Origin of the sequence: Methanoculleus sp. UBA430 (assembly GCF_002506585.1) — an archaeon.
GTDB lineage: Archaea > Halobacteriota > Methanomicrobia > Methanomicrobiales > Methanoculleaceae > Methanoculleus.
The window spans coordinates 351,221-373,841 of the sequence record NZ_DAXW01000003.1; the positions used below are offsets into that span (position 1 = coordinate 351,221).

General features: G+C 65.7%; 23 protein-coding genes. 10 read left to right on the forward strand and 13 right to left on the reverse strand.

Annotated features, from left to right (window positions below; translation table 11 throughout):
* Nucleotides 1-2: 2 nt before the first annotated feature.
* The gene (locus tag BRA49_RS03520; protein WP_292383507.1) at nt 3-512 is read left to right on the forward strand and encodes a dual specificity protein phosphatase family protein; all 510 of its coding nucleotides are present in this window, start codon (nt 3-5) and stop codon (nt 510-512) included.
* Nucleotides 509-877 carry a YigZ family protein gene (locus BRA49_RS03525; RefSeq protein ID WP_292383510.1) on the forward strand — a complete coding sequence of 123 codons (369 nt, stop codon included), beginning with the start codon at nt 509-511 and terminating at the stop codon, nt 875-877. Before BRA49_RS03520 ends, BRA49_RS03525 begins: the two co-directional genes overlap by 4 nt.
* On the opposite strand, the gene BRA49_RS03530 is transcribed toward BRA49_RS03525, so the two are convergent.
* The 3 genes from BRA49_RS03530 to BRA49_RS03540 form a co-directional block, all read right to left on the reverse strand.
* A complete protein-coding gene (locus tag BRA49_RS03530) occupies nt 867-1,094 on the reverse strand; it encodes a hypothetical protein (protein ID WP_292383512.1) in 228 nt (75 codons plus the stop codon). The two genes, BRA49_RS03525 and BRA49_RS03530, sit on opposite strands and share 11 nt — an antisense overlap.
* A gap of 144 nt (nt 1,095-1,238) precedes the next feature.
* On the reverse strand, nt 1,239-2,645 hold the full coding sequence (locus tag BRA49_RS03535) for a hypothetical protein (protein WP_292383514.1): 1,407 nt from the start codon (nt 2,643-2,645) through the stop codon (nt 1,239-1,241).
* Nucleotides 2,632-3,348, reverse strand: a complete 717-nt coding sequence (locus BRA49_RS03540) for an ABC transporter ATP-binding protein (RefSeq protein WP_292383746.1) — start codon at nt 3,346-3,348, stop codon at nt 2,632-2,634. Before BRA49_RS03540 ends, BRA49_RS03535 begins: the two co-directional genes overlap by 14 nt.
* Before the next feature lie 220 nt (nt 3,349-3,568).
* Here BRA49_RS03540 and BRA49_RS03545 point away from each other — a divergent pair, with 220 nt between their 5' ends.
* The 5 genes from BRA49_RS03545 (at nt 3,569) to BRA49_RS03565 (ending at nt 8,259) form a co-directional block, all read left to right on the forward strand.
* Nucleotides 3,569-3,781 carry a 2TM domain-containing protein gene (locus BRA49_RS03545; protein ID WP_292383516.1) on the forward strand — a complete coding sequence of 71 codons (213 nt, stop codon included), beginning with the start codon at nt 3,569-3,571 and terminating at the stop codon, nt 3,779-3,781.
* A 54-nt stretch (nt 3,782-3,835) separates the two neighbouring features.
* The gene (gene glgP, locus BRA49_RS03550) at nt 3,836-6,028 is read left to right on the forward strand and encodes an alpha-glucan family phosphorylase (protein WP_292383748.1); all 2,193 of its coding nucleotides are present in this window, start codon (nt 3,836-3,838) and stop codon (nt 6,026-6,028) included.
* 44 nt (nt 6,029-6,072) lie between these two features.
* Nucleotides 6,073-6,600: a GNAT family N-acetyltransferase gene (locus BRA49_RS03555; RefSeq protein ID WP_292383519.1), complete on the forward strand. Its 528-nt coding sequence runs from the start codon at nt 6,073-6,075 to the stop codon at nt 6,598-6,600.
* A gap of 115 nt (nt 6,601-6,715) precedes the next feature.
* Complete coding sequence (locus tag BRA49_RS03560) at nt 6,716-7,675, forward strand: hypothetical protein (protein ID WP_292383520.1); 960 nt, start codon at nt 6,716-6,718, stop codon at nt 7,673-7,675.
* Nucleotides 7,676-7,680: 5 nt separating this feature from the next.
* Nucleotides 7,681-8,259: a hypothetical protein gene (locus tag BRA49_RS03565; RefSeq protein ID WP_292383522.1), complete on the forward strand. Its 579-nt coding sequence runs from the start codon at nt 7,681-7,683 to the stop codon at nt 8,257-8,259.
* Here the strand turns inward: BRA49_RS03565 and BRA49_RS03570 are convergent.
* The 3 genes from BRA49_RS03570 to BRA49_RS03580 all read right to left on the reverse strand — a co-directional run bounded on the left by BRA49_RS03570 (nt 8,256) and on the right by BRA49_RS03580 (nt 11,672).
* Nucleotides 8,256-8,894, reverse strand: coding sequence for a hypothetical protein (locus BRA49_RS03570; RefSeq protein ID WP_292383523.1), 639 nt, complete (start codon nt 8,892-8,894; stop codon nt 8,256-8,258). The two genes, BRA49_RS03565 and BRA49_RS03570, sit on opposite strands and share 4 nt — an antisense overlap.
* Nucleotides 8,895-8,983: 89 nt before the next feature.
* Entirely contained in the window at nt 8,984-9,484 is a 501-nt protein-coding gene (locus tag BRA49_RS03575; protein WP_292383525.1) for a HEAT repeat domain-containing protein, read from the reverse strand.
* A gap of 304 nt (nt 9,485-9,788) precedes the next feature.
* On the reverse strand, nt 9,789-11,672 hold the full coding sequence (locus BRA49_RS03580; RefSeq protein WP_292383528.1) for a PAS domain-containing protein: 1,884 nt from the start codon (nt 11,670-11,672) through the stop codon (nt 9,789-9,791).
* Nucleotides 11,673-11,867: 195 nt separating this feature from the next.
* Between BRA49_RS03580 and BRA49_RS03585 the strand changes: the two genes are divergently transcribed.
* Nucleotides 11,868-12,605: an SAM-dependent methyltransferase gene (locus BRA49_RS03585; protein WP_292383530.1), complete on the forward strand. Its 738-nt coding sequence runs from the start codon at nt 11,868-11,870 to the stop codon at nt 12,603-12,605.
* Nucleotides 12,606-12,619: 14 nt separating this feature from the next.
* Here the strand turns inward: BRA49_RS03585 and BRA49_RS03590 are convergent, their stop codons facing one another.
* Nucleotides 12,620-14,272 (reverse strand): cache domain-containing protein, encoded by a 1,653-nt coding sequence (locus BRA49_RS03590; protein WP_292383532.1) that lies wholly within the window; start codon nt 14,270-14,272, stop codon nt 12,620-12,622.
* A gap of 179 nt (nt 14,273-14,451) precedes the next feature.
* Between BRA49_RS03590 and BRA49_RS03595 the strand changes: the two genes are divergently transcribed.
* On the forward strand, nt 14,452-15,144 hold the full coding sequence (locus BRA49_RS03595; RefSeq protein WP_292383535.1) for a DUF72 domain-containing protein: 693 nt from the start codon (nt 14,452-14,454) through the stop codon (nt 15,142-15,144).
* Nucleotides 15,145-15,411: 267 nt separating this feature from the next.
* On the opposite strand, the gene larC is transcribed toward BRA49_RS03595, so the two are convergent.
* The 3 genes from larC to BRA49_RS03610 form a co-directional block, all read right to left on the reverse strand.
* Nucleotides 15,412-16,701 carry a nickel pincer cofactor biosynthesis protein LarC gene (larC, locus tag BRA49_RS03600; protein ID WP_292383539.1) on the reverse strand — a complete coding sequence of 430 codons (1,290 nt, stop codon included), beginning with the start codon at nt 16,699-16,701 and terminating at the stop codon, nt 15,412-15,414.
* A 16-nt stretch (nt 16,702-16,717) separates the two neighbouring features.
* Nucleotides 16,718-18,559, reverse strand: a complete 1,842-nt coding sequence (locus BRA49_RS03605) for a hypothetical protein (RefSeq protein ID WP_292383541.1) — start codon at nt 18,557-18,559, stop codon at nt 16,718-16,720.
* Nucleotides 18,560-18,710: 151 nt separating this feature from the next.
* Nucleotides 18,711-19,202 (reverse strand): DUF367 family protein, encoded by a 492-nt coding sequence (locus tag BRA49_RS03610; protein ID WP_292383544.1) that lies wholly within the window; start codon nt 19,200-19,202, stop codon nt 18,711-18,713.
* A gap of 35 nt (nt 19,203-19,237) precedes the next feature.
* Here BRA49_RS03610 and BRA49_RS03615 point away from each other — a divergent pair, with 35 nt between their 5' ends.
* Nucleotides 19,238-20,077 (forward strand): nucleoside 2-deoxyribosyltransferase, encoded by an 840-nt coding sequence (locus BRA49_RS03615; protein WP_292383547.1) that lies wholly within the window; start codon nt 19,238-19,240, stop codon nt 20,075-20,077.
* Here BRA49_RS03615 and BRA49_RS03620 read toward each other — a convergent pair.
* The 3 genes from BRA49_RS03620 to BRA49_RS03630 are packed head-to-tail and all read right to left on the reverse strand — an operon-like array spanning nt 20,069 to nt 22,227.
* A complete protein-coding gene (locus tag BRA49_RS03620; RefSeq protein WP_292383550.1) occupies nt 20,069-20,479 on the reverse strand; it encodes an ATP-binding protein in 411 nt (136 codons plus the stop codon). The genes BRA49_RS03615 and BRA49_RS03620 overlap by 9 nt on opposite strands.
* Nucleotides 20,479-21,846: a PP2C family protein-serine/threonine phosphatase gene (locus BRA49_RS03625; RefSeq protein WP_292383552.1), complete on the reverse strand. Its 1,368-nt coding sequence runs from the start codon at nt 21,844-21,846 to the stop codon at nt 20,479-20,481. Before BRA49_RS03625 ends, BRA49_RS03620 begins: the two co-directional genes overlap by 1 nt.
* 24 nt (nt 21,847-21,870) lie before the next feature.
* Nucleotides 21,871-22,227, reverse strand: coding sequence for an STAS domain-containing protein (locus BRA49_RS03630; RefSeq protein WP_292383555.1), 357 nt, complete (start codon nt 22,225-22,227; stop codon nt 21,871-21,873).
* Nucleotides 22,228-22,621: the final 394 nt, after the last annotated feature.

Consider the following 22,621-nt stretch of genomic DNA (forward strand, 5'->3'; position numbering starts at 1 on the left):
GCATGATCGAGATCTACCAAAACCTCTATATCGGGACGCAGGAGGACTACGAGGTCGCGGTGGAGACCCACGAGACCTGGTGCGTGGTGCATGCCTGTCAGAGCCCCTACCACTGCCTGGCTGTCACCTACTCGCCCCTCGGCACGGTCCCGCCGGACCACCCCGAACACCTGGTCGCCCGGCGGGGGAACCGGCTGATGCTGAACCTGGTCGACGCGAGGGACCCCGCCGACGTCCCGAAGGAGGCGATCGACGCTGCCCTCTCCTTCATCGACCGATGTCTTGCGGCCGGCCGGCCGGTGCTGGTCCACTGCGGTTTCGGGGTCTCCCGGTCGGCGTCGATCGGGCTCCTCTACCTCGCGGCCTACACCGACGCCCTGCCGACGGAGAGCCTCGCCGCCGCTGAGGCGGTCTACCGCCGGATATACCCGCCGTATCAGCCCGGCCGGGGAATGCGGGGGTTTCTTGCGGCGCACTGGGACGAGTACACGATGAAGCGGGTGGCCGCGTGACCGCAGAGCCGCTCGGCGCGGCAACGCTCGAGGTCCGGCGGTCCCGGTTCCACGCCCACCTCTACCGGATCGCGGGGCCGGAGGATCTCGCGCCGGTCCTTGCCGGGCACCGTGAGGCCTACCGGAAGGCCGCTCACCACTGCGCCGCCCTCCGGTGCGGCTCCGTGACGGAGTTCAAGAACGACGGCGAGGTCGGCCGGCCGGGAAGGGTGCTCCTCGACCTGCTCGGAAGATACGGTCTTGAGAGCCATCTGCTGGTCGTATCGAGGATCTTCGGCGGGGTGCTCCTCGGTCCGGGAAACGTCGGACGGGCGTTTCGCGATGCCGGGGAGGCGGCGATCCGTGAGGCGGGGCTCACCCGGTGACGGAGGCCCGCTGCCGGGTAGTGGGGCCGCCGGCGGGAAGGACCGCCCGGGTCGCCGTCGTCGGCACCGCGTAGCGTTCCCCGGTTAAGAGCGTAACCGTGAGCGCCGCCGAGGACCGGACCCCGGTCCTGGCGAAGCGATTCCACCCGGGCAGGGCGCAGGCCGTCGAGCGCCTGCCGGAGTTCCCATACCCTGACCCCGAACCGCCGGTTATCAAGCGTAACCTCGACGATCGGAGAGGATCTTCCCCTCTCATCGACCGTGGCGCACCTGCACCTCTGGATGTAGCCCGCCCTTCGCAGCATACACCCCCGGGTCTCCCGCAGGGGTCTAAAAGCCGCGTCGTGCAGGGGTGAACGTGTCAGTACCCCGGCATCTCCCACGCCTGCCACTTCCTCCGCCCGCGGGTGATGAGGAGCGCTGCCGGCAGGAGAAGGAGGAGGCTCCCGAAGGCGTACGCGGGGTCGAGCAGCGACGCGAAGATCAGGCAGAGGAGCACCGGGCTTATCGCGAGAATATAGCGGAGGAAGACCCCGGCGGAATAGAGCATGACGTTCGGGGAGAGGCCGCAGAGGAAGACCGTCACCGCGAGGGTGTAGGCGGAGACCGAGAGGAACGCGGCGAAGGCCGGGAGGAAGGTCCCTGCGCCGCCCCCTGTGGTCGCCGCCGCAAGCACGAGCACCGCGGCCGGGAGGAAGTTTGCGAGGGCGTAGCTCTTGAGTTTCCCGTCGATCACCTCCGAGACCTCCACCGGCAGGACCGCGTAAGCCGTAAAGGAGTCGAACTCGGTCGTCCAGTTGTAGATGGTGGCCGAGAGCACACCGAGCAGGACCGCAAAGACGACGAGCGGGTCGATGCCCGGGATGAACCGGATCAGGATCCGGAGGCAGACCCAGACGAGGCCGAGGGGGAGGAGGAACGAGAAGATCACCTTCCCGGCCCCGCCCTCGCTCCGCAGGAGGTCGAGGGCGTCTTTCGCGATGAAGTGGGCGCTCCCGACGGCGCGGAGCCTCTCAGCGAGGGGGTCGAGGCTGTTTTTGAACCGTCTCGTCCGGTCCGGGTAGTCGACGGTGACCAGGAGGACCGAGGCGGCGGCCGGGACCAGGATGAGGATGAGCGAGACGGCGAGCGGGCCCGGTCCCGGGTCGAGGAGGAAGGCATACGGGGGGAAGACGGGGACGGTCCCGGCCATAACGATCGCAAGCCCGGCTATCGCGAGGGCCGCGATCGCCCCCGCGAGGAGGCGGACGGAGCGGGCGTAGAGCGTCGAGAGGAGGCAGATGATCGCGAGCCCGGTGAGGAAGGCGAGCGCGAGGGAGACGAAGAGAAGGAGGCCGAGAGCCGGGTCGAGGGCGATGAAGGGGGTCGCTGCCGTGAACCCCGCCGCGAAGGGGAGGACGTAGAGCAGGATGTAGTAGACGGTGTCCTTGACGAGGAACGTCGCGAAGATCCGGCGTTCCGAGACCGGGAGGCTCCGGGAGGCGTAGGCGACGAGGCTTGCCTGCCCGAACCGGCGGTTCATGAACTCCCGCCCCATCGTCCCGAACGATCCCACCATCACGCCCGCGAGCAGGAAGAGGGCGAGCGCGAGGATGGCCATCGCGGTATAGGGAAGCGTATCCGAAAAGATCGGGAGCGCGAGCGAGCCCGCGAAGGCGAAGAATCCGACCACCACCGGGAAGAAGGCAAAGCCGGCGCTCCCGAAGATCGTCGAGTGGATCCGCCACTCCTCCTTCATCATCGCGAGGAAGAGGTCAGGCACCGGCATCGCCCCGCACCAGGTCGAGGAAGGAGCGCTCGAGGCTCTCGCCGGACCCGGCAAGGTCCCCGGTCCGGCCGCAGTAGAGGAGTCTCCCATCGTGCAGGACCGCGACCCGGTCGCAGATCTCGGCGGCGATCTCGAGAATGTGGGTGGAGATGAAGACGGTCCCGCCGTCACGGACATACTCCTGAAGGAAGTCCTTGACCGTCCGCTGCATGATGGGGTCCAGGTTGATCAGCGGCTCGTCGATGAGGGCGAGCCGCGGCTCGTGGAGGAACGCCTGTGCAAACATCAGCTTCTGCCGGGTGCCCCGCGAGAGGTCCTTGCAGAGGACGTCCTGTTTCTCGCGGAACTCCAGCAGGTCGAACCAGCGGTCGCACCGCTCCTCGATCCGGTCGAGGTTCCGGATCCGGGCCACGAAGTGGAGGTACTCCTCCGCGGTCAGGAAACTCGGCGGCGTCTCCTGTTCGGGGATGATCCCGACGAGTCTCCGGACCCCGATCGGGTCGCCTGCCGGGTCGAGCCCCATCACCCGGGCCGACCCGGACGTCGGCGGGATCTGTCCGGTCAGCATCCGGATCATCGTCGTCTTCCCCGACCCGTTCGGGCCGAGCAGGCCGAAGAGTTCGCCTTCCGCGACGGTGAACGATACTCCGTTCACCGCGGTGACGCTGCCGTAGTTCTTCGTGAGGCCGTCGGCCTCGATCATCTGCCGCACTCGAATCCACGCTCCTCCGGGTTTCTGGTCAAGGAAGATCGGCAGCAGGTTTGTATAATACCTTCTCTTTCTCCTCGGCCGATGTGTGAGAGCATCCTTCGAAACAGCTCGTGAACTCGCCGCCGCTCCCCAGACTGGAGCCCATGCACCGAAAAGGTTCCGGGCGCGTTGCATAGGCAGGTCTAAGAGTCCGGGATCTCAACCGGAACCCATGGACGAGCAGGAACGGTATGCCCGTGCGAGGAGGAGGGTTGAGGAGATCCGGGGATTCTACGAACATCTTGCACTCTACTGGGTGACATTTTTCTGGGGGATCGGCGTGGTGCTTCATGGATTCGGCGTCTACGTTGAAGGCCGGATATTCGGCAGGGCGTGGGAGGAGAGAAAGATCCGGGAGATCATGGAACGTGAAGAGCGGCGATAGATCTGACCCCACGACAGAAGCACTTATCTGGTGTGACTGGTAATGCTCGCCACAATGAAGACGGAGATACCCTATGACCGGTTCGCTCATGTCCCGGAGCGGATCTCCGGGCTGGTCGACCTCGCTTACAACCTCTGGTGGAGCTGGCACTCCTCGGCGAGTGTGCTCTTCAAACTGCTGAACCGGGCGGAGTGGAAGATGAGCCGCCACAACCCGGTCCGGATGCTTCTCGACACCCCGCCGCGGTTCTTCGAGCGGGCGGCAGCAAACCCGGAATATCTCCGCCGCTACGACATCATCATGCGCCGATTCCGGCAGTACATGGAGCCGATGACGAGCTGGTTTGCCCAGCACTACCCCGGCCGGATCCCGCTGACGATCGCCTACTTCTCAAGCGAGTTCGGGCTCCATCACTCGCTTCCCTTCTACGCGGGGGGGCTCGGCATCCTTGCCGGCGACCACGTCAAGGCGTCGAGCGACCTCGGCGTCCCGACGGTCGCCGTCGGGTTCATGTACGCCGAGGGCTACCTTCACCAGCACATCGAGGGGAACGGGTGGCAGAAGAACGTCGCTGAGATCCTCGACCGCGACGCCGCACCGGTCCTCCGGGTGCTCGACAAGAACGGCCGGCACCTTGTGGTGCAGGTCCCCCTGATCGAGCCCGCCATCTATGTCGCGGTCTGGAAGGTGCAGGTGGGGCGCGTCCCGCTCTACCTCCTCGATACCCATATCGATGAGAACCTCCCCGAGAACCGGAGCATCTCCCACCGCCTCTACTTGAAGGAACTCGAGTGCCGGCTCCGGCAGGAGGTGGTGCTCGGTATCGGCGGGAGGAAGGTCCTCCAGACCCTCGGCATCAACTACTCGGCGGTGCACTTAAACGAGGGCCACTCGGCGTTCGCCATCCTCGAGCGGCTCCGGGAACGGCTTGTTGCCGGTATGCCGCCCGAAGATGCGCTCGACCAGGTCCGGGGCACCTCGGTCTTCACCACCCATACCCCGGTTCCGGCGGCTCACGACGTCTTTCCCGAGGAGATGATGGCGAAGTACTTCCGTGGTTACTGCCCGTCGCTCAATCTCTCCTGGGACGAGTTCATGGCGCTCGGCGAGGACCCGCACAACCCCGGTGCCGGGTTCAACATGACCGCCTTCGCCCTCCGGATGAGCCGGTTCCATAACGGCGTCTCGCAGAAACACAGCGAGGTCGCCCGGGAGATGTGGCAGCCTCTCTGGCCCGATCTGCCCCTCGAGGAGATCCCGATCGACGCCATCACGAACGGCGTCCACGTGCCTTCGTGGCTGAACCACCGGATCGAGGCACTCTTTGACCGGTACATGGACTCGGTCTACCCGAACTGGCGGGAGGATTACGACAACCCGGCCATCTGGGAGGTCGTCGACGAGGTCACGGACGCAGAGCTCTGGCGCGAGCACCAGTGGTTGAAGATGAAACTCTTTGCCCGGATCCGGGAGCGGAAGCGCCTCAAGTGGTCCGGTCACCGGGAGGAGCCGGCGAACCTTGCCGCCGAAGGGCTCATGCTCGACACCTCGGCGCTGACGATCGGGTTTGCCCGCCGGTTCGCCGAGTACAAACGGGCGGACCTCATCTTCGAGGACCTGGACCGGCTTGATAGGATCGTGAACAATCGCTGGAGGCCGGTGCAGTTCATCTTCGCCGGGAAGGCCCACCCGGGAGATGAGCGGGGCAAGCGTATCCTGCAGAAGATCTATCAGTACTCCCAGGATCCCCGGTTCGGGGGCCGGATTGCGTTCGTCGAGGATTACGGGGAGCAGCTTGCGCGCTACATGGTCCACGGCGTCGACGTCTGGATGAACACCCCCATCCCGCTCATGGAGGCGAGCGGCACGAGCGGCATGAAGGCGGGGATGAACGGCGTGCTGAACCTCTCGGTCCTCGACGGCTGGTGGGTCGAGGGTTACAACGGGAGAAACGGCTGGGGGTTTGAGGGTCACGGCGGTCCCGGGAACAACCGGGCGGATGCGGAGATCCTTTACGACCTCATCGAGAACGAGGTCGCGCCGCTCTACTACTCGCGGACGATGGACGACGTCCCGCATAAGTGGGTCCGGATGATGAAGGAGTCGATCAAGAGCATCGCCCCGCAGTACTCCTCCATCCGGATGCTCAAGGACTACGTCACGCACTACTACCCCTCGGTCTGCACGTATGCGGCCGGGCCGGCACGGCAGATGGCAGGCCTCGAGGAGCCCTGCGCCCCCCGCTGACCGATTTACGCAGGTTGATAGGGCAGCGGGGTACACACGGGCATATGGCATCCCTTCCGCCGATCATCCGGCCTGAGACGAGCGACGACTACCCGGCAATCCACAACGTGGTCCGGCGTGCGTTCGGACGTGAGAACGAGGCCCGGCTGGTCGATGTGCTCCGGGAGTCGCCGGAGTTCGTCCCGGCGCTCTCCCTGGTCGCGGAGACGGCCGGCCGGGTCGTCGGCCACATCCTCTTCACTCCCACGGAGACGACCGGCGGCGGCACGGTCCTTGCGCTCGCCCCGGTGGCGGTGGACCCCGCCTTCCAGCGGCAGGGGGTCGGGTCCGCGCTCGTCCTCGCCGGGCTCGCCGAGTCCCGGCGGCTCGGCTACGGCGCCGTCATCGTCCTCGGGCATCCCGATTACTACCCCCGGTTCGGGTTCTCCCCGGCGCACGAGAAGGGTTTTGCGGCGCCGTTCCCCGTCCCGGACGAGGCGTTCATGGCGCTCGAGCTCCGGCCCGGCACCCCGGGGGGGACCGTCGTCTACCCTCCGGCGTTTGAGGTCTGCGACGAGGATCCGGGGGCATGAAGGGTGACTGTCTCGTCCGGGAAGCGGGCCTTGAGAACCGGCAGTGATCGTGAGTCAATCTTTTTAGCGGGCGGCCGCTCATAATCTATTGCCGATACGCGGCGGGACCCCGGAGATGGATTGGAAGGACGTTATCCCGGTTCTCGCGGGCGGACTTGTGATCCTGGTCGTCGCCCTCGTAGTGAAACCCGCCCTTCTCGGGGAGCCGATAGGTTCTGTCTCCCCCGGACCGGTGCCGACCCCGGCACCACCCGCCTACGTCCCTCCCACGCCGGCGCCGACGGCGACGCCCTTCCCGGAGGAGGGCGAGGTCTATACCCGGACGTTCCGCTGGACGGCCATCGACGGCGGTGTCCATACGACGCAGGTCCGGGTCCCGGAGGCACTCTTCCTCGAGCACCGGGCGACCCCGCGCTTTGCAGACGCGCTTGCCTGGGGGCGTTACGCCCTCGCGGATGCCGACCGGCCGTTCCTCGCGGACCTTGCGGGGCGGATCGCGCCGCCGACCGCCAACCCGGAAGAGGAGTACTACCGGCTGATGAACCTCGTCTTCTTTGTCCAGCAGATCCCGTATGCGCCCGACAACAGCACGGCCTCCTATACCGAAGGCGTCCTTCCCCGACATGCCCGGCATGTGAAAGGCGGCGTCGAGTACCCCAGATACCCCGTCGAGACGCTCGTCGACGGCAAGGGGGACTGCGAGGATGCAGCTATCCTCATGGCGGGGCTCCTCGACGTCCTCGACTATGATGCGGTGCTGCTCAGGTACCCGGACCATATGGCGATCGGGATCCGGATGGAGGGGTTCAACCCCTATTACGCGAAGTACACGCCGCGCTACTTCGTGCATGAGGGGAAGCACTACTATTATCTCGAAGGGACGGGTTTTGTCGCGGAGAACGTCACGCCCGGCTCTCCGGCCCTCAGGGGAAAGCCGTTCCCCATCGGGGATACCCAGGACGGGCCGCTCCAGAGCGTGAGGTCGAGGACGCCGGAGATCATCCCGCTCCGCTACATCATCGAGCCTGCCGGGTACCATATCCGCCCGGTCCGGCTGCCGGCGGGAGGGGTGTGAGGGGCATGGACCTGACCCTTCCCGGTCTCCCGAAGATCGCCATCGACCGGCGACGGGCGCTCGTCGCCGCCGGGGTTGCGGCCGCCGTGATAGCCCTTGCATTCATCGGGTGGATGCTCTTCCTCGGTTACACCGACGAGCGCCAGGTTGCGGTCTTCGGCGCCCGCGTCGCGGCCTCGGAGGCTGATCTCTTCCTGGTCTCGGAGAAGATATCGGCGTATATGCGCGCCTCCCCGGATCATCTCCCGCTCGGTGAGATCGACGGCCGCACGCGGGAGTTTGTGGCCGTCGCGGAGTACGGGAAGGGGGTCTCGGCCTATCACCGGCAGGCCGTCGCTGCTGATGCGGTCCCGATCGCGTATGCGGGCGCGCAGTCGGCCTACGTCCGGGGTCTCGACAGCCTGGTCCGCGCATTCTCCCTCTGGTCGTCGGCCGCCGGCGCCTACGACGCGAAAGCCTACTCCGCGGCAAAAGAGAACCTCGCGAGAGCTGATGAGGCATGGGGGGAGTACGCCGCCGCGATGGCGGACTACGAGCGCGAGCTCCGTGCCGCAGAGGAAGGGGAGACGGTTCCTCCCGCCTAGACCAGGTACTTCTCCGGGACCAGGACGGAGATCTCAAGCGACTTCAAGGCCCCTGAACGGGTGATGAAATAGTAGTCCCTGTAGCCTTCGAGGATCGTGAACCCCTCCTTCTTCTCGCCGAACTTTCCCTCCGAGTACGGGAAATCCTGCCGGGAGTATCGGACGGCGTGGACGACCCGGTTGGGGTCGCCCTTCTCGTAGATCTCGATCGCGAGCCAGGCATGCTCGTTCATCGGGACCGCGGTCACGTTGACGGCCCAGTAGGGGAAGGGGATGTGATAGGTCTCGGTGGCGAGGACGCCGGGAGGGCGGTCGCTCGATGCGGTCGCGTAGCCGACCAGCCTCTCTGAGACCCGGAGGTCGTCCGGCTGCCCCACCATCGTGATCGCGGGTGTCGGGGCCGGGATATGGTAGGTCCGCGGGTCGACGAACCCGACGCTCCGGGGCACCGTGTCCGCCCGGGCGGGCGCGGCCGGTGTGGGGGCCGGGAGGCCTGCCCCCACGATCTGGGCCTCTGCGGGTGCCGGTGCGGGGGGCGGCGTCGGGGCACCCGGGGTATCCTCAGGCGCCGTGCACCCGCCGGCGACGGCGGCAGCCGCGAGGAGGACGAAGAGCAGGATAAGGCGCCTTTGCATACTGATCTCTTCGGATATGGCGCTATTAGTAGTTTCTCATCCGTCACATTCCGGCCGACAGGAAAAGAGTTGTTTCGGGAGGGGACGGTTCACGTTCCCTCGAAGGCTTCCATCACAAGGCCCGGGAACCCCTCGTCCGACTGGCTGAACGCCTTTTCGACCTCGGCGATCCCCGCCGGGTCGCCCAGTTTCAGCAGGGCTGCGGCGGTCAGGGCCCGGCAGCACTCGGACCGGCTGGTCCGGAGGATGCCGACGAGCGGATCGACCGCCCGGGCGTCACCGATCTCGGCGAGCGCCCAGACTGCCGGGTTCTTGATCTCGTCGTCCGCGACGAGCACGACCCCGATGAGCGGCTCGACCGCTTCGGCCCCGGTGCGGGCGAGCGCCATCGCCACGGTCCAGCGTGCGTCGCTGTCGGTGGCGAGCAGGGCCTGCACCAGCGGCCCGACCGCCGACGCCCCGACGGCCCCGAGGGCGCTGACGGCCTGCAGGCTGGTGTAGGTGTCGGCGTTGAGCATCACATGCATCAGCTCCCGGACCTCCGCCGTGCTCTCCTCCGTTGCCTCTCTCCTCTCGATGGTCTTCTGCATCTCCTTACCTCCTCTGACAGGTGCGGGGTGTCACGGGACTACAATAAGCCTTTACGAACCAGATCTGCCGTGCAGTACTGCGGAACGGCAGTGCCGGGCATACGTTTTTATACCTCTTTTGGGTGGTCGGTGCGTCGCCGCTCAGAAACGCTTCGCGTTTTCTCAGGCTCCTGCTCGAAGCCTAACGGCTTCTCATGCTCCGGACGTTGTCCGTCGCACCCTGCGGGCAGTCGCCGCTCAGAAACACTTCGCGTTTCCTCGAGCTCCGGCTCTAACGAGCCGTCGCCGCTCGCACCTCCGGTGCTCAGGCTCCTGCCCTTCGGGCAGTCGCCGCCGCCATCATGCCGAGCACCCTGCCGTTTTCGCTGACGATCGGTGTCCCGAGAAGGTCCACCTGGAACTTCTCACCGTTGTTCCGGACGCCGATCTCCTCACCATGCCAGCTCCCGCCCTCGATAACTGTCCGGATGATCTTCCGGATCTCCTCCGGTTTCTCCCAGAACCGGGAGAAGTCGGAGCCCTGCACCCCCTCTGCGGTTGGGTAACCCCAGAGGGCGAGGTATGCGGCGTTCGCGTAGGTCACCACCCCGTCCGGGTCGAGGAGCGCGACCGCACGGCGGGTGCAGGCGATCGCCCGGTCTTTGAGGAGCATCTGCTGCTCGCGCCGCCGCAGGTCGGCGATATCCGCGACGAGGAGGCGGTAGGCCCGCGCCTCTTCGGTGATATCCTCGCAGGTGACGTACTCTGTCCCGTCACAGAGCGTTACGGCGCGGGAGAGGACCGTCTTCTTCGCCCCGTTCCGGTCCCGGATGGTGAACGTCCGGGGCCTGACCTGGCCCGGGACCGACCGTTCAAGGTCCGTGTGCCAGGCATCGATGGCTTCCTGGCGGTAAGCATCGTCGGGAAAGATCTGCCGGACCCATTCGGCGGCTGTGGTCGTAATCTCCGGCTCGGAACCGAAGATCTCGACGAACCTGCGGTTGATGTAGACGAACCGCCTGTCATGATCGATGAGCGCGACCCCGAAGGGTGACGAATCGAGCATGCCCCGGAACCGCGCCTCGCTCAGCCGGAGATGCTCGGCGGTCTCGCGCCGTGCGATGGCGATCGAGACCTGCCGGAGGAATGACTCGACCGTCTCACGGCTCTCAACCTCCCTCCCGGGAGGAAGGAGGAAGCCTGCAATCCCGTAGAGATGGTCCCGCCAGACCAGCCCCGTACAGCAGAGCCTCTCGATATCGAACCGTTCGAGGATCGCCTCGCAGATCTCTTCCGGGATCGCCCGAAAGCAGAGGTCGTAGAACGACCATGAAGATGGCTCGGGACGGAGGATGAACTCCTGGAGGCCGCGCATCGAGAGGGGCGTCTGGTGATAGGGGGCCTCGAAGATCCGGACGACCGGGAGAACCAGGCCGGTGGGATCCCGTCCGAGGAGTTCCGTGACCCCCTCACGGAACCCCTCACCTGTGACAGCCCGGATGGCGAACCGATGTTCGGCCTCGTTGTAGGAGAAGATGTAGGCATATGCTCCTGGAACGAGTTCCAGCATCCGGCCGACGGTATAGCCGTAGATGTCCTCGACCGGCTGGAGATCGACGAGGTCGATCGCCGTCCGGGCGAGGAACGCCATGTTCCGGGTATACCGTTTCCGCTCGGTGATATCCTCAAGCACGATCGTGCACCCTTTCTCCCCGCTCTCGAACGTCGTCGGGATCGCCTGCATCTGGTAGAAGGCCTTGCTGCCGTCGTCCCGCCGGTGGCAGATATCGGTGATCACCTGCTCACGGTCGACGTTCTCGACGACGGTGAGGACTTCGGGGGTGGAGACGACGGGTAGCGCCGTCTCGTGGATGTTTTGCCCGATGATCTCGTCTTTTGTACGTCCAAACCGCCTGAGGCACTGGTCGTTTGCCTGGACGATCGTGAGGTCGGCATCGAGGACCAGGATCAGGTTCTTCGTAAAACAGAGAAACGCCGATAGGGGTACGCGTTGTGCGACGGCATAGACCTTGGCGTTGCCGACGAGCCGGGCCTCGACATGGCCTTCCGCCTGCATCACCTCGAGGTGCTTTGAGACCGAGTTCCGGTTTACACCGAGGGCCCTTGCGATCTCGGTGATGGTCATGCCCTTCGGCCGGAACTTGAGGGTCCGCAGGGCTCTTCTCGCGATATCCTGCTCTGGCTGCATATAACCCCCGATAGTTAACCACCATAATTTAGTATATATGTCTTTCTCATTGTGCCGGGATTGCGCCCCCGGTGGACCGGGCGCCCCTCCGGCGATGAACGGGGTGGCCGTTGGCCTGCCGAAAGGCCGGAGCGGTGCGCAGGGCTTTATGAGGGGGAGGCGTATCCTGTACGAGAGGCCCGGAGGACCACCGAGATGGAGATCAACGAACTCGTCAGCATATCGCAGGGAGCGCTCGCGATCATGAACCCCACCACCCCCGAGAAGGTGCTCGCCGCGGGACGGGCGGCAGGGCTCCGTAAAGGGGCCTGTGTCGTCGAGACCGGGTGTGGCAACGGGACGATCCTCGCCCTCTGGGGACGCGAGTACGGGATATCCGGCCTCGGCATCGAGTCCCGCCAGGACGCCTGTAGACGGGCGGAAGAGACGCTTCGGGCGGCGGGGATTGGCGACCACCTCAGCGTCCGGTGCATGGACGCCTGTGACTACGTCCCCGACGAACCGTTCGACTGCGCCGCCTCGATCGGGGCGTCCCACATCCGGGGAGGGTTTGCGGCGACGCTCGACGCTCTCCTCGGTCTCGTCCACGAGGAGGGGACGATCGTCATCGGCGACCGCTGCTGGCGGTCGGACCATGTTCCGCCGGAGTTCGCCCGCGAGTGGCCCGACGTCCTGACCGGCTACGAGATCCTCGGCACCGCCCGCGAGGCAGGGCTCGATCTCGCCGCCGTCATCCGGTCGGGTCCCGAAGACTGGGACCGTTACGAGTCGTCGATCTGGCAGGCGGTCCTCGCCTGGCTCGGCGACAATCCCGACCATCCCGACCGCGACTTCATGACCGACTACCTCCACCGCATCCAGGATGAATACTTCGGCTACGGCCGGGAGTACATGGACTGGGCGATGTACGTCATGGTGCCCGGCTTCTGGTGAGCCAAAAAAAGGGGTTATGCCCCGGCGTATACGCCGGAGCCGACGAACCACTCGGTGTCCACCGGAGCGACGTAGCAGAGTTTGAGCCCGTCGACCCCGGTATCCGGGTTGTAGTAGGTCACGTAGACGAACCCGCCCCCGGCCTCTGCGGCGGCGCTCTCAAGCAGGATCACCCGGACGCCGTACCGGTCCTCGAAGTCGAGGCGGTTCTTCCCGAGAAATTCGGGCTGGTAGGGGAGGGCGAGCGTCGTCCCATCCGTCCCGTAGGCGAAGATATACGCCCCGCCGTCGGCAAACTCCCCGGATAGGTCGTTGAACGCGGCGCATGCCGCCTCCCTTCCCTGTTCCTGCGCATAGTCCCTTGCGGCCTTCACCCGCTGCACGAGCGTCTCCCTGACGCTCGTGTTGAACGTGGTCCCGGCATCCGGGATGTAGATGCCCGATCCGACGAACCAGGTCTCGTCCACGGGGAGGACGTAGCCGAGTTTGAGTTCTTCGGCATACCCCCTCGCCGGGTTCGGGTAGAGATAGTAGATGCTGCCGCCGCCTTCCGCCGCAAGCCGGCTCATGCCGGCGATGTAGGCCACGCCGCCCGAGTCGTGCACGCCGCTCCGGTCCGTGCCGACGAACCCCTGCTGGAAGGGAAGGGCAAGGACGGTGCCGTTCACGTCGTAGGCGAAGATGTAGAGTTCATCCCGGACGAACTCGCCGTCCGGGTCGTTGAACGCGGCGAGCGCGTCAGTGCGGCCGTGCTCCCGTGCATATGCCGCAGCCCCGGCGACGAAGGCCTTCATCTCATCGGCCGCGTCGGCCGCCGGCGGCCGACCGCCTGCCGGTGCGACCTGCCGCTCCCCTGCGTCGAGATTCCTCGTGACGACGACCCGCCATTCGGCCCCGTCGATCCCGGCGGTACCCCAGATCGTCTCTTTGGTCACGTTCCGCTCCCAGTTCCGATCCCGGAACGAGTACTCAAGAGATCCGGATGGTTCGGCAACGATCCGGGAAAACGCCTCCTGGAGCCCCGGAGACTGGTAGCCCGGGTCCGAGAAGAGGTTGCGCCCGATCTCCTCGGGGGTCGTGTCATAGATCACCGTACCGTCGGTCTGCGTCACCCAGACATCGTACGGGGTGCCGTTCGTCAGGGGCTCGACCACCCGCCCGATGAGGGCGTCGGGCCGGTATGCGATGCTCACGGAGCCCAGGTATTCCGGCCCGAAGACCGGGTAGCTCTGGGCGACCCCGGAGAACCCTTCCTCCAGGGGGAAGACCTCGCTGACGCTCGGCACCTGCTCCCGGATCGTCTTCTGCGTCACGGGATGAGCCGTGAGGCTCACGTTCACAAGTCCCGCATAGTTGTCGGGCACGGCCATAGCCACGATACCGTCTTTTGTTATCACCAGGGTCGACTCCGTCCAGGGGTGGTCCAGCATTGTCTGCCGCACCGCCTCTTTCCCGGCGGTGCTCGCGAGCCCGGTCTCGCCGAGGACCCGGGCGCTCTCGGCGATTGAGGCCCTGACCGTTTCAAGTTCGTGGTTTATTCCCGAGACGGCATCCTGGAGGACAGCCTCCTCTGTCGCCTGCAGAGGAGGTTGACCCCCTTCCATACAGCCTGCTCCGAGCACCGTGACGGCGATGAGAAGGATGACGATTAGTGGAGTTACGCGCATAATCGAAATTATCAGGCCGTATTATTAAATGGTATACATTGCTAACGGGTAGTTCGACAGAACGAGGCGTGACGACGACCGGATGACGCCATCGGGCAGTGTGCGTGATCTCGGGCGTAAACCCGCCTGCAGCCCGGCGATCCCAAACATTATCGGGCTTGCCCGCCGGCACTCACCGCATGGAGGTCCATGTCGGCACGAGCGGATGGGCGTACGCGTGGAACCGGGGCGGCAGCCTCGCGTGGTTCGTGGAGCAGTCGGGTCTCGACGCTGTCGAGCTGAACGCGAGTTTCTATGGGTTCCCGTCGGAGAAGACCGTCTTCGCGTGGGCCCGTGCGGGATCGGGGCTGCGGTGGAGCGTCAAGGTGAACCGGTCGGTCACCCACCGGCACCGGTTCAACGAGAAAGCGATCCCTGTCTGGGAGCGGTTCCGCGAGAGATTCCATCCCCTCGACGACCTCATCGATTTCTACCTGTTTCAGGCCCCGCCGGCGTTCGCGGACCTCGACCGCCTCATCACGTTTATCAGGGCGGTCGATCTCGGAGCGCGGTGTGCCGTGGAGGTCCGGAACCCCACGGTGCTCGGTGACGACGAGGCGTGCCGGCGACTGCAGGAAGCGGCGGTCCTGGTCTCGGTCGACTCCCCGGACTTCAGGGAGCGTATATTCCCCGCTGATGCCGTCTACCTCCGGATGCACGGGCGGGAGGGCTGGTACCGGCACGACTATACGGGCGGCGAACTCGCCGCAATCCGGGATAGGATCGTTGCCATCGGTCCGAAACGGGCGTATGTCTTCTTCAACAACGATCATACCATGCTCGATGATGCGAGGCAGATGGCGCGCTTCTTCGAGCGTAAGCCCGGCGGCTGACGGCAAAGAACGATTATTTCTATGATATTCTGCAAATTTATGGTTTATTTCACCATCCCCGGAACTGATGCAAGAACTGTTCCGAAAACGCAGGGCCATTCTAAAGGCTTTCGGATAATTACGGCAAAAAAGAGGTTTGCGGGCGATACGAAATAGAATCGTATAAATATCGAGTGCGTCATCTAATAGCTTGGGGAACTATTACCCCGGTGACATGAGAGAACTGTAAACGCGAGTGGGACACTTCCTGTAGGAAGGTGTCTGCACTCACTCGTCGCGTGCGGCGTTCAGCACGTTTCGGCGGTCGGGTGGGTATTCACCCCCCGCACCACCTTCTGGCGCGGTGCGCTCTCTTCTTCGAGACAGGTACAGCCTGACCTCGTCGTTCACGAAGCGGAGGGGGAGGGCCTGATCCCGTGCAATCGCCGCGAGATCTTCGTACTCGGGTTTCTCCGCGATCAGGCTGCCGTTCACGGTCGAGGTCTTCACCCGGATAGGGTACTCCCTGCCGCCAAGGCTGACCAGAAGTTCCTCCCTGTGCCGGTCCGCGACCACTTTCCGGAACTCGTGCACCCGGACACCGAGCGTCCCGGTCTCCTCCATCAGGACCCGTACCAGGCGGTCCTCCACCGCTGCCGCCGCCATCACCGAGACGACACTGACCGGCCGGTTCTTCTTCCCGAACGCGGGGGTGACGAAGACGTCCACCGCCCCCTCCGCAAAGAGACGTTCGACCGCGTAGCCGATCGCCTCGCCTGAGACATCGTCGAGGTTCGTCTCGAGCATGACCATCCGGTCCTCCCCTCCGGGGAGGGTCTCTCCCTCCACCACCCGGAGCAGGTCGGGCCGTCCCGGAACGGTCCGGGTGCCGGTGCCGTAGCCGACCCGGATGGGGGTCATGGCCGGGTAGGGGTTCACGGCGTGCTCTGCAAGGTGGGCGAGCAGGGCCGCCCCGGTCGGCGTGGTCAGCTCCACGTCGACGGGCGCAGAGGCGAAAGGAAACCGGTGCCGGGCGAGGATCTCGAGCGTTGCCGGCGCGGGCACGGGGATATCACCGTGCTCCGTATGGATGGTTCCGCCGCCGAGCACCGGGGGTGTGGCGACGATCGTTCCCTCGAGGAATCCCGCCCGGTCGAGGAGCATCATCGCCCCGACGACGAAAAAGATCGTGTCTACCGAGGCGATCGCGTGGCGGCAAAAACCCGATTGGTGAAGGTGCGCCTCGACGGCTGCGAGATCGTCGAGGACCTCAAGCGCCCGGGAACGCGCTCCTGCGGAGAGGCCTGCCGCATCGGCGGCTAGAGCGGCAGCTTCCCGCAGATGGCCGCCGTCCTTTGCGCCCGTCTCCTCGACCTCGATCGCGAGGCGGGTCGCCGCGAGCCCGCCGGCATCCACCTTCTCCACCCGGTAGCGGAACTCCCGGCAGGTATCGAGACTCCGGATGGCTTCCGCGAGAGGGTCAAGCGCCTCTCGCCCCCCGGTGAGGTCGATGAGGGAGGCAAGGAGCATATCCCCTGCTATCCCGGCGCACTTCGGGTCGATGACGAGGATCTTCATACTTCCGGGAGGATCCTTACGCCCCCTCTTCCGGCGTACCGAGGCTCGCAGAGATCGCTCCCGCCAGTGCCGCCACCCGTGCCGCCGTCTCGCGGCCGCCGGGGATGGCGTTCGTCAGGTATGCCCCCTTCGCGGCCTTCTTCGCCGCCTCGGCCGGGTCGGTGCCGAGCGCGGCCGCAACGGCAGCGGGCACGGTCATGTTGATGATAGTGTGCCCGATGTACTGCATCTCCTGCGCGAGGACGGCCCCGACGAAGATCGCGGTGCCCATGTTGGGGTCGTCCCGGCCCTTCCCCTCGAGGGCGTAGCCGGGGACCACGCGGGCGGTGAGGTTCTCGATATGGTAGTCCTTCCCGTCGATGGCGATATCGAAGGAGACCTTCGCGTCGAACCCCCAGTACTTCGCGGTGAAGGGATCGGTCCTCCGAGCCTGGGGTGCGATCTCCGTAAACCGGAACTCGATCGTCTTCCCGGTGAACCCGGAGAGGGCCGCCGACCCCCGGCGCTCGACGAGGGCTCTCCGCTCGTCGTCGAGGGCCCCTGCGGCATCTTCCAGGGATCTGCCCGCTTTGAGCATCTCGTAGACCTTCACCGCCCGCCGGTAGATCGCCCGGTCCCGCACCGCCTCGCTCGCCCGGATGCATGCTTCCGAGACCGAACCGCGGTTCACGACTTCTGCCTTCCTGACGATGGTGTTTAAGGCGCAGAGGGCGAGCTCCGGGTCGATGAAGGACTGCATCTTGTAGTCCCGGATCGCCGCCGCGGTTCGCTCCACGTCGCCGCCGTTCGCGAGCAGCAGCCGGAGCGCCGGCAGGATGTCGCCGGCGAGGTGGCCGAGGGGGACGTTCACCGGCCCGCCGGAGAACCCGGCCCCGATGACGGCGGATTCCTGGAACCCGGCGAAGAGCTCGTTTGTGACCATCGACCCGATCACCGACGGCCCGCCGACGTCCTTTAAGATCAGCCCGAAGTCGCCGACAATCCGGGCGGTGTCGAACTCCTCTCCGGTCCCCCGCATGTGGATCTTCTCCGGGAGGTTCGCCGCCTCGACGGCCCCTTTCCCGGCGAGGTAGGCCGAGTCGATCTCACCGAACTTCCCGAACTCCTCACCGAGCAGGGCGTCGGGGTGGACGAGCTCCATCGTCACCGCCGAGGCGATCAGGGCCGGCCAGAGGGGGTAGGGGGTCGTCCCGGCACCCTCCATGCTCCGCATCATCGCTTCGGTCCCGACCTTCGCGGCGTTCCGGGCAAGTTCGGGGATGTTGTAATCCTCGCCGAGGGCGGCGTGGCCCATGACGCCCCCACCGGCGACGAAGGGCGGCAGGACCGCCCCATCGAGGCGGGTCAGTTTCTTATCCATCAGGGCCTCGTAGATCGCGAGGTACGCGGGGAATGCCGGGACCCGGTGGGTGAACTTGTTTGTCGTCAGGGCGATGGCGCTTGTCCGGTCGCCACCGGCGTGCATCCGGGCGATGGCCCCGAGTTTCCGGTTCCCGAGCGGCACGCCGGCGCGGGCGCAGCTCCCGGAGAAGTAGGCGAGCGTCGCGACGATCAGCGCCGCATTCGCCGGTTCCGCCCCGCCCTGTCGGGCCTCGCCCACCGCCTTCCCGATGACCGTATCGAGTGGCAGGTGGGGGGCCGAAGCATCGACCACCGTCATGTTCATCAGGTGCATCTCCGGTGCGCCGATGGTGCAGAAGATATCCTCAGCAAGCGAGTTCGCCGCGGCGAACGCCGGGATCACGAGCGCCCCGTGGCCGCGGGTCGCCGCCTCCAGCTTGTCGTTCGTCATGTAATCGGGCTTGAACGTCGCGGCGTGGGCCGCGGCGAGAAGCGCCCTCTCCCGTTCGGTGTCCATGATCCGGTAACCTCCTTCCCTGGCTGTCAACAGACAGCTATCAGCATAAAAACGTGCCGCCCATGCGGACGGATTGCATCCCCGGCCGTCGCATTACACGAAGAAGGAGAGCGTGCCGGCGGATCCCGGCCGGCGGATCCGGAGGGGCGTATCACATATACAGCGCCTGGAGGGCGACGACCTCGGCGCTGTCCTTTGCCCCCGCGTAGTCCTCGAGCGGATCGGCGTTCACCTCGAGGAACCGCAGCCCCCACCCGAACGGAGCAAGGATCTCCCGTGCCTGCTCCTTCTCACCGAGGATGTAGAGCGTCGCGGCCATCGCCTCCACCGAGGTCAGCCTGAGGGGCCGGCCGAAGTTCACGGGGTTTGCGGCGACAAGGTACGGAAGCGCCCGCCGGTTGCGCCAGGAGGCAACGGCCCCGGTGTCGAGGACCTCCCAGGAGCAATCGAGCGCCGTTATCGAGGGGAGGTGCCGGTCGGCGGGGGAGACCGCTTGCTCGGCGGTCGGGTCGAGGAGGAGGGTCGAGCGGGGAATCTTCGCGACGGCGGTGACGATCCTCACCATCCCGCGCTGTGCGAGTTTCTTCATCGTGCACTTCCGGGGGTCGCAGGTATTGTCCCGATAGGCGTAGAGCGGTATCATCTGTCTTGTTATGGTACGCCGCCCAGGTACTATCAATGTACGTGCTCGTCGCGCCCTGTATCCAGAACCCCGCGTGCCGTGCCCGCGGAATAACGACCGATGAGGACCTGGACTGCTTTTCCCGGGCCGTAGAACGCTGCCGGCGCTTCTCGATCGAGATGGTCCCGCTCCCCTGCCCGGAGACGATCTACCTCGGCGCCGACCGGGAACCGGGCTCATTCCTCAACCGGCTCGCGACCCCGGAGTTCGCCGCACTGCTCGACCGGCTCGAAGCGGAGGTCCGCGCCGCGATAAGGGAGCGCGGCGAGCCGCCCATCGCCATCGTCGGGGTGGACTCCTCCCCGGCCTGCGGGGTGACGGCGACCTACCGCTCGTCCGAAAAACAGCCGGGCCGGGGAGCGTTCCTCGCCCGGTTCCCGGATATCCCGGCGGTCGACGTGAAGGAGTTCTCCCGCTACCGGGTCTACCTCGCAGGCCCGCTCTTTACGGAAGCGGAGCAGGCCTACAACCTCGTCCTCCGCGACCTCCTCGAAGCGCACCTCTTCGACGTCTACCTCCCCCAGGAGGTGGGGGATACGAGCCACACCCGGTGCCGGGAGGAGAACGGGACCATCTTTGCGCGGCACCTCCGGGCGCTCGAGGAGACCGATATCGTCGTCGCGGTCATCGACGGCGCGGACGCGGATTCCGGGACATCGTGGGAGATGGGGTATGCCTACGCCCTCGGAAAAAAGGTCGTCGCCCTCAGGACCGACTTCCGGATCGCCGGGCACCACGAACTGGTCAACCTGATGCTCGAGGAGTCGGCCGCGGTCGTCACGGCAAAAGAGGATCTCCCCCGGGCGCTCGGCTCGCTCCTCCCGGCGTCAGGATGATCCGGCCCGCCGCTTTTCCATCGAGAGGACGTTTCTGTCGCCGGTCCTGGCATACGAGACACTGTCCATCACCGTCCGGATGAAGTGGACCCCGAGCCCCCCGATCGGCCGTTCTTCGGCGGGGATGTCGAGGAGTGGCGGCGGGGCGGAGAGGGGGTCGAACGCGACGCCGTCATCAGTGATGATCACCGAGACGACGTCGTCGTCCACGGTGCAGGTGACCGTGATCGTCCCGGCCTCCCCGTCGGGATACCCGTAGAGGATGGTGTTGCTGCAGGCCTCGTCCACGGCGAGCTGGACCGCGAAGACCATCTCGTCGCCGCTCTCAGCAAGGGTCTCCTCGAGGAAGTCGGCGATCGCCGCGAGCGCCGGGAGTTTGGCCCGCACGGTCAGTTCCGCCATCACGCCACCCGCATGACGATGAGCGTCTGGTCGTCGAACTGCGGCTCATCGCCCGAGAACTGCGTGACCGCTTCAAGGATCCGGTCGATGACCTCCCCGGCGGGGAGGTCGCGGCAGCCCATGATCGTCTCGATCAACCTTCTTTCCCCGAACTGCTCTTCGTTTGGATTGATCGCCTCGGTGACGCCGTCGGTATAGCAGACGAGGAGGTCGCCGCTCGCAAGGGTGACGGTCTCCTCGCCGTACTCGGCCTCCGGCATGACCCCGAGGATGATCCCGGTCCCCTTCAGCTCCACGGGCCGGCCGCCGCCTGCCCGGAAGAGGAAGGGCGGGTTATGCCCCGCGTTGACGTAAGTGAGTGTCTTTACGCCCGGGTCGACGACCCCGTAGAAGAGGGTGACGAACATCCCGGACTTTGCATCCGCGGCGATGAGGGCGTTGGCCTCGCTGACGGCCTCGCGGGCGCTCCGCGGCACCAGGGTGTTCGCCCGCATCACCGTCCGCGAGAGCGCCATGAAGAGCGCTGCAGGGACGCCTTTCCCGGAGACGTCGGCGATAACCAGGGCGGTCCGGTTCCCCGGGAGGGGGATCGCGTCGTAGAAATCGCCGCCGACCTCCTTTGCCGGGAGGGCAAGGGCGGCGAGGTCGACGCCCGGAACCTCCGGCAGCCGTTCGGGGAGGAAACTCATCTGGATATCGTGCGCGATCCGGAGTTCGGCCTTCTTCCGCTCGAGTTCCGAGAGGAAGGAGTCCCGCTCCGCCTTCGTCTGCCGCTCGGTAATCAGGTTTGCGATGATGAACGCGAAGATGAAGACTCCGGTGGCGTTCGCGATGATCATCGGAAGAGCCACCCCCTCGACGACGGTGAGCGCCTGCTCGAGGGGCCGGCAGATGGCGAGGGTGAGCCCCATGTGGAACGCCTCCGTCCCGATAGCGAAGAGGACTGCACCGTGCATCCCGATGAACTTCTTTCCGACGAGAAGGAAGATCAGCCCCCCGAAGAGCCCCGCGAGGATGGTCGCGGCCGCGCACGGGAGGGCGGTGAACCCGCCGAGGGAGAAGCGGTACGCGGCGCCGATCAGGCCGGCGCCGAGCCCCACCACCGGGCCGCACGCGAGCCCGCCGACCATGGGACCGAGGTCGCGGACGTTTGCCGTGGCGCCGAGGATGGTGATGCCGCTCTCGGTACCGTAGATGGAGAGCGCCCCGAAGAGGAGGACGAGGATTGCCTGACCTTTCCAGGTGACGCGTCTCTCGAGGACCTCGGTGAACGATGCCGTCCGGGAGATCAGGTAGGCGGCTACCACGATGACACAGATCATCTGCAGGAGCACGAAGAACATATCATTGAAGCCGGAGAGCGCCATGCTGGTTACCGCCCGGGGTGCCGCTCAGGGTCCCGCCGCGAACTCATCGAGCGCCGCCGCTTCGTCGGGGAAGATGGAGAAGATCCGGTGAAACCCTGCCATGGTGAAGACCTCGAGGATCTGCGGCTGCGCACAGGCTATCCTGAGCGCTCCGCCGTCTCGCTTCAACCGCTTCAGCGTGGCGAGCAGCACCCGGAGGCCGGAGCTGCTGATATAGTCGAGGTCGCAGAGGCTGACGAGGAGGCTTCTTCCCCCGGCGTCCAGCAGATGGTTTATACGTTCTTCCACCCTCTCCGAAGAACCTGCGTCGAGCCTTCCCTTCACCGTGATGATATCGACGCCGCCCGCTCTTCTCTCGAGGATCTCAACACGATCGCTCATTGCGTGAAGTTACGATCTAATGCGAGATAGATGTTGCTTTCCAGCCCGGGGACTTCTCCGCCGGATCAGCAAAAAAAGAGGGTATATTGTCGGGTGTGTGATAACCATGCGGTGTCTGCGGGAGAACCCGGGGCGGTTGTGCCACCCGCCCGGCCCCCTCATCTACCGTGCCGGTATGAGGTTAGAGAGGTGTGTTCTGGTTTATCCCGGGGCAGTACTCCCCGGCGAGGACGTTAGCCTTGACGTTGATGCAACCAGCGTGGTGAATGTTCCGTTCACCCATCCCAGCCGATCTTGTGCCGGTCCGAGCCACCTGTGCCTGTGTGGTCCGGGTTGCCGGAGAGGTTCTCCGACTCTGGGGGATCATACGTTGAATTATCTTCTATTTATAGTT